6 protein-coding genes are annotated in these 6,157 nt (G+C 71.3%); 5 read left to right on the top strand and 1 reads right to left on the bottom strand.

Going from position 1 to position 6,157, the window contains the following annotated elements:
- Both HET64_RS35225 and HET64_RS35230 read left to right on the top strand, forming a co-directional pair.
- The coding region (locus HET64_RS35225) for an HAD family phosphatase (protein WP_251146318.1) at nucleotides 1-642 on the top strand (642 nt) is incomplete at its 5' end.
- Nucleotides 643-733: 91 nt separating this feature from the next.
- The gene (locus tag HET64_RS35230; protein ID WP_215111313.1) at nucleotides 734-1,345 is read left to right on the top strand and encodes a dihydrofolate reductase family protein; all 612 of its coding nucleotides are present in this window, start codon (nucleotides 734-736) and stop codon (nucleotides 1,343-1,345) included.
- 256 nt (nucleotides 1,346-1,601) lie between these two features.
- Here HET64_RS35230 and HET64_RS35235 read toward each other — a convergent pair whose 3' ends face one another.
- Nucleotides 1,602-2,795 carry an RtcB family protein gene (locus HET64_RS35235; protein WP_215111314.1) on the bottom strand — a complete coding sequence of 398 codons (1,194 nt, stop codon included), beginning with the start codon at nucleotides 2,793-2,795 and terminating at the stop codon, nucleotides 1,602-1,604.
- A 172-nt stretch (nucleotides 2,796-2,967) separates the two neighbouring features.
- On the opposite strand from HET64_RS35235, the gene HET64_RS35240 reads away from it, so the two are divergent.
- From HET64_RS35240 to HET64_RS35250, 3 genes are all read left to right on the top strand, one after another.
- The gene (locus HET64_RS35240) at nucleotides 2,968-3,873 is read left to right on the top strand and encodes a DUF3558 domain-containing protein (RefSeq protein ID WP_215111315.1); all 906 of its coding nucleotides are present in this window, start codon (nucleotides 2,968-2,970) and stop codon (nucleotides 3,871-3,873) included.
- A 191-nt stretch (nucleotides 3,874-4,064) separates the two neighbouring features.
- Nucleotides 4,065-4,910 (top strand): DUF3558 domain-containing protein, encoded by an 846-nt coding sequence (locus HET64_RS35245; RefSeq protein WP_215111316.1) that lies wholly within the window; start codon nucleotides 4,065-4,067, stop codon nucleotides 4,908-4,910.
- Between the two features lie 330 nt (nucleotides 4,911-5,240).
- Nucleotides 5,241-6,157: DUF2637 domain-containing protein (locus HET64_RS35250; RefSeq protein WP_215111317.1), on the top strand; the 917-nt coding region annotated here is incomplete at its 3' end.

The raw sequence follows: 6,157 nt of genomic DNA on the forward strand, positions 1-6,157 counted from the left end.
CCGCTCCCCCGCCCCGCCGCCCTCCTGTGCGACATGGACGGCACCCTCGTCGACACCGAGCACGCCTGGCTGGACACCGTCGCCGGGTTCCTGCGGGCGCAGGGCTCCCCGGCGGACGCGGCCACCCTCGCCCCGTTCGCGGGCGCCGCGGTGGCCGACGCGGCCGGCCGTCTCGCACGCGGCGGCCTCACCGCCCTGTCGGAGGCGGAGACGGCCGCCCGGCTCGACCGGGAGTTCACCGCGCGGGTGGCGGCCGGGGTGACCGTGCAGCCCGGCGCTCTGCGGCTCCTGGACCGGGCGCGCGCGCTGGGGGTGCCGACGGCCCTGGTGACCGCGTCCGAGCGGCATGTGGCCGACCTGGTCCTCGACACCCTGGGCCGGCACCGGTTCGACACGTCGGTCGCCTCGGGCGAGACGGCGCGCGGCAAGCCGCACCCCGACCCGTACCTGGCGGCGGCCGCCGCGCTCGGGGTGGCCCCGCAGGACTGCCTGGCCGTCGAGGACACCCCCACGGGCGCGGCCGCCGCCCTGGCCGCCGGATGCCGCCTGCTCGCCGTCCCCTCGGTGCCCGGCATCGAGCCGGGCCCGCGCACGGTGCTGGTCGCCTCCCTGACGGAGGCGGACCTGGCGGAGGCGGCCTGAGAGAGCCGGGCGGCCCCGGCCGCGTCGTGTTAGGAAGGAAGCGCCCCCGGCCGCCGTACCGGCCGGAGAGCTCACGAGGGAGTGGCGCGCGATGAAGCTGGTGGTGCAGGAGTTCCTGACGCTCGACGGCGTCTCCCAGGGCCCGGGAGCCCCGGACGAGGACACCAGCGACGGGTTCACCCGGGGCGGCTGGTTCGTGCCGCACCTGGACGAGGAGTTCGAGCGCCAGGCGGGCGAGTGGCTCGGCGAGGCGGACGCCTTCCTGTTCGGCCGCCGCACCTACGAGAACTTCGCCCGGGACTGGCCGAGGATGACCGACCACCCCTTCTCCGGCATCCTGAACGGCCTGCCGAAGTACGTGGCGTCGAACACCCTGACCGAGGCCGCGTGGGACCCGACCACGATCCTCTCCGGCGACGTACCCGCCCGGGTGGCCGAGTTGAAACGGCGCCCCGGCCGGGACCTCCAGATCCACGGCAGCGCCCGCCTGGCCCAGTCGCTGCTGGCCGCGGGCCTGGTCGACGAACTGCGCCTGGCCATCGCCCCGGTCGTGCTGGGCGTGGGCCGCCGCCTGTTCCCGGACGGCGGCGCCCCGGCCGGCCTGCGACTCCTCAGCCACCGGACGACCCCGGCCGGGGTCTCCGTGCACGTGTTCACAGCGACGGGACCGCCGGACTTCGCGACGTACGGGGGCGGGGCGTAGCCGCCTCCGCCGGTACCTGGACTCCACGCCCCTGCCTTCGATCACTCGTGCCTGGGAGGACCGCGTTCTGCTGGCCCACGACGACGCCGGTGCGGCGGCCGTCGAACTGGGCCGCAGCGAAGCCTCCTGCTCCGTACGCCTGTGGCGGCTGAAGACCGGTGCGGTGCGGCGCCCGGAAACCACTCCGCCCGGCGCGTGAGCAAGCACCCCGGAGGGCGGGTGAGGGGCGCCGCCATCAGCGGCGGCGCCCCTCAACTCAGCCCTTGATACAGATGACCTGCTTGAGCTTCGCGACGACCTCGACCAGGTCCCGCTGCTGCTCCATGACCTGCTCGATCGGCTTGTACGCGGCCGGGATCTCGTCCAGGACACCGGAGTCCTTGCGACACTCGACGCCCCGCGTCTGCTCCTCCAGGTCACGCACCGTGAAGCGACGCTTGGCCGCGTTCCGGCTCATCCGGCGACCGGCCCCGTGAGAGGCCGAGTTGAACGCCTTCTCGTTGCCGAGACCCTTCACGATGTACGAACTGGTGCCCATCGAGCCGGGAATGATCCCGTACTCACCGGAGCCGGCGCGGATCGCTCCCTTGCGGGTGACCAGCAGGTCCGCTCCGTCGTAGCGTTCCTCCGCCACGTAGTTGTGGTGGCAGGAGATCTCCTGCTCGAAGACCGGCTTCGCCTTCTTGAACTCCTTGCGGACCACGTCCTTGAAGAGCGCCATCATGATCGCGCGGTTGTACTTGGCGTACTCCTGCGCCCAGTACAGATCGTTCCGGTAGGCGGCCATCTGCGGGGTCTCCGAGATGAAGACGGCCAGGTCCCGGTCGACGAGACTCTGATTGTGCGGAAGCTTCTGCGCGATGCCGATGTGGTGCTCGGCAAGTTCCTTGCCGATGTTGCGGGAGCCCGAGTGCAGCATCAGCCACACCGCACCCTCACTGTCGACACAGAACTCGATCATGTGATTTCCCGAGCCGAGCGTCCCCATCTGCTTCGTGGCACGTTCCTGACGGAATTTGACCGCGTCCGCGATCCCCCCGAACCGCCCCCAGAAGTCGTCCCATCCCGCCGTCGGGAACCCGTGCAGCTTCCCCGGGTCCACCGCGTCGCCGTGCATCCCCCGGCCGACCGGGATGGCCTGCTCGATCTTGGAGCGCAGCCGTGACAGGTCGCCGGGAAGATCGTTCGCGGTGAGGGAGGTCCTGACGGCGGACATCCCGCAGCCGATGTCCACCCCGACCGCGGCCGGGCACACCGCGCCCTGCATCGCGATCACCGAACCGACCGTCGCCCCCTTGCCGAAGTGGACGTCCGGCATGACGGCGAGACCCTTGATCCACGGCAGCGTGGAGACGTTGCGCAGCTGCTGCATCGCCACGTCCTCGACCGACGCGGGGTCCGCCCACATCCGGATGGGGACCTTCGCTCCCGGCACCTCTACGTACGACATAACTCCTCGATTCCCCCGAAAAGACTGAAAGCGCAAAACCGGTACCAAGATCGGCAAACCTGTCGGCCGACCGGCATTCACAGCGGCGCGTGCGATACACATTGTGTCCATCGGCCGCCTTCGAGCGGCAACCCGTTTTCCGTACCGAAGGGAGCCTGGGACGGTGCGAGACATGGCGTACGTACCCGGCGTCGCGCTTCTGGCAGCGCTCGTCGTCGGCTGCAGCGCCGGCTCCGACAGCAACGCGAACGGCGCCGACAGCAAGGCGGGCAGCCCGACGGTCACCCCCGCGCCCCCAGGCAGGTACGAGACCCTGCCCGCCCCCTGCCGTGCCGTGCCGCGCGGCATGCTCAAGGACCTGCTGCCCGGTGCCGCGGAGCTGCCCGGGGACCAGCAGGAGAAGGTGTTCCGGGGGTCGGCGTCCGTCACCTACGACACCGACCGCAAGGTCGGCTGCAGCTGGAAGTCCGACGCGCCGAACGCCACCCGGAACCTCTCCATCGACTTCGAGCGGGTCGTCTCCTACGACCCGGCGGTCAGCGACGACGACCGCGCCGACACCGTGTACGCGAAGAAGGAGAAGGCCGCCGGCCTGTCGTCGTCGGCGGCCCCCGGGCCCGACGCGGAGAAGAACAGCGGGACCCCGGGCGAGAAGGGGAAGGACAAGGGCAAGGGCGCCGACGCGGACGAGCCGGAGGGCGCGGCGGCGGACGCCACGCCCTCGGCGGACGGTTCGGCGGACCCGTCGTCCTCCTCCTCGCCCTCCGGAGGCGACGGCGGCGGCGACAACGGGGGCACCGGCACCGGCACCGGCACCGGCACCGGCACCGAGGACGCCCTCCCCTCGCGCGTCCTCGACAACCTCGGAGATGCCGCATTTCTGCACGATCTGCCCACTCGGGCAGGTTCCACCGCACAGCACCGCACGGTGAGCGTGGTATTCCGCACATCGAACGTGGTCGTGACCGTCCGGTACGCCGAGCAGCCGGCCCTCGTCACACAGGTGCCCGACAGCAGGGAACTTCAGGAGAAGGCCCAGGCACTGGCCCGGAAGCTGGCCGAGACGCTCAGCGAATAGACCCCGCCCGACGGGTCCCCACCGGCCGGATTCCGGTCTCCGGGGGCCCTCGGCGGCGGCACGGACCGCCCTCCGGTCGTCGTACCGTGGCTGTCCGGAAGACGTACCGCCCCGCTACCGAGCCCACCCGTACACCGCACGAACCGAGACCTCCAGCACCGAGAGCTCCGTGCCATCCGAGTGAAGGAACCATGCACCGATCAGCCCCGCGCCTGTCCCGCATCCTCGCCTGCGCCGCCGTTCCGGTGATGCTCGTAGCCGTCGGCTGCTCGTCGGACTCCGGCTCCGACAGCAAGAAGAACGCGGGCTCCTCGTCGTCCGGCACCCCCAGCGCCAAGCCCTCGGAGCCCACCGTCGAAGCGGCGAGGTTCGACGACCTGCCCGACCCGTGCGCCTCGGTCGCCAAGAAGACGGTCAAGGACCTGGTGCCCGAGGCCAAGAAGGAGAACGGCACGGCCGGCCGGTCCAACGACCTCGCGGCCCGCAGCAGTTGCTCCTGGAACGGCCTGGACGACAAGGGCGTCGACGGCTCGCAGTACCGCTGGCTGGACGTCGGCTTCACCCGCTTCGACTCGGACCAGTCGCTGGGCAGCGGCGCCAAGCGCGCCACCGCCGAGTACACGAAGCAGGTCGCCAAGGCGAAGGCCTCGGAGGGCGCCGAGAAGGTCGCCGCCGACCCCACCACGGGTATCGGCGAGGAAGCCACCACGGTCACCTACGGCCTCAGCAAGACGGATGAGGACTTCGCTTACGCCACCGTCGTGGCGCGCACGGGCAACGTCGTCGTCACCCTGACGTACAACGGCGCGGGTTACGCGGGTGCGAAGACGCCCTCGTCCGCGAGCATCGTCAAGGGCGCCCAGAAGGCGGCGAAGGAAGCGGTCGCCGCCGTCGCCGACACCGCCGACGCCAAGGTCACGCCCCCGGCGAAGGGCGGCTCCGACGACGCCGAGAAGGACGTCAAGAAGGACACGGCCAAGGGCGGCGACACCGACAGCGACAGCCCCAAGTCGAAGCCGAGGACGAAGACGAGCTGACGGCCCTCCCGCACGCCTTCCCGAGACCCGGCCCTCCCCGAGGGCCGGGTCTCGCCGTTCGGGCCGGCTAAAGGGGCATGTGCCTGTCGGCCTCGTGCCGGCCCTCTCCCCGTTCCGATCCGATCGCGTCGGACGCCGATGCACGCCCCGCCGAAGCCCGCGCGAAGCTCCCGCCGGACCCGGGAGCACCCCCGCAACTCCTCCCCCGCGTAACGGAACTCGCACACATGTGCCAGGCTGTCCCATCGCCGGGCGTCAGAAGCCTGGCCGAAAATCAAGGCCGGGCGCACCAGCCGGGTTCGGGTACAGAGGTCGGGGAGGGGATCGCGCGTGGCCGCGATGCAGCTGACACGCACGCACCGCATACTCATCGGGATCGTCGTCGCCGGTGCGGTGCTCATCGCCGCGATCGGTTTCGCGGGTTCCTACGCCGCCGTGCGCGAGCTCGCGGAGGACAAGGGATTCGGCGAGTTCGCGGTGGTCTTCCCCATCGGCATCGACGCGGGCATCTGCGTTCTGCTGGCCCTGGACCTCCTGCTGACCTGGATGCGGATCCCGTTCCCGCTGCTGCGCCAGACGGCGTGGCTGCTGACCGCCGCGACGATCGCGTTCAACGGCGCTGCGTCCTGGCCGGATCCGCTCGGTACCGCGATGCACGCGGTGATCCCGGTGCTGTTCGTCGTCTCCGTCGAGGCCGCCCGGCACGCGGTGGGCCGGATCGCGGACATCACGGCCGACAAGCACATGGAGGGGGTCCGGCTCACCCGCTGGCTGCTCTCGCCGATCCCGACGTTCAAGCTGTGGCGGCGGATGAAGCTGTGGGAGCTGCGCAGTTACGAGCAGGTCATCAAACTCGAACAGGACCGGCTGATCTATCAGGCCCGGCTCCAGGCCCGCTTCGGCCGCAACTGGCGGCGCAAGGCCCCGGTCGAGTCGATGATGCCGCTGCGCCTCGCGAAGTACGGCGTGCCGCTCGCCGAGACCGCCCCGGCCGGGCTCGCCGCCGCCGGCATCGAACCGGCCCTGCTGCCGCCGGCCCCGAAGGCCGAACTGCCGTACGAACCGCGGCAGGAGCAGGACCGCGAGCAGAACCGGGCGCACGGGCCCGAACACGGGTACGAGCAGGAGCACGAGGAGCGGGCGCCGCAGCAGGAGCAGGCACAGCCGCACCCACAACAGCAGCAACAGCAGCAACAGCAGCTCCAACTCGCCGGGCAGCAGGCGCTGGAGACCCCGCAGGTCCCGCC

The organism is Streptomyces sp. McG3 (assembly GCF_018619185.1).
Lineage (GTDB): Bacteria > Actinomycetota > Actinomycetes > Streptomycetales > Streptomycetaceae > Streptomyces.

Bases quoted from the DNA above. Each gene is read 5' to 3' on its own strand.
- HET64_RS35230 (WP_215111313.1), top strand. From the start codon at position 734: ATGAAGCTGGTGGTGCAGGAGTTCCTGACGCTCGACGGCGTCTCCCAG.
- HET64_RS35235 (WP_215111314.1), bottom strand. From the start codon at position 2,795: ATGTCGTACGTAGAGGTGCCGGGAGCGAAGGTCCCCATCCGGATGTGG.
- HET64_RS35240 (WP_215111315.1), top strand. From the start codon at position 2,968: ATGGCGTACGTACCCGGCGTCGCGCTTCTGGCAGCGCTCGTCGTCGGC.
- HET64_RS35245 (WP_215111316.1), top strand. From the start codon at position 4,065: ATGCACCGATCAGCCCCGCGCCTGTCCCGCATCCTCGCCTGCGCCGCC.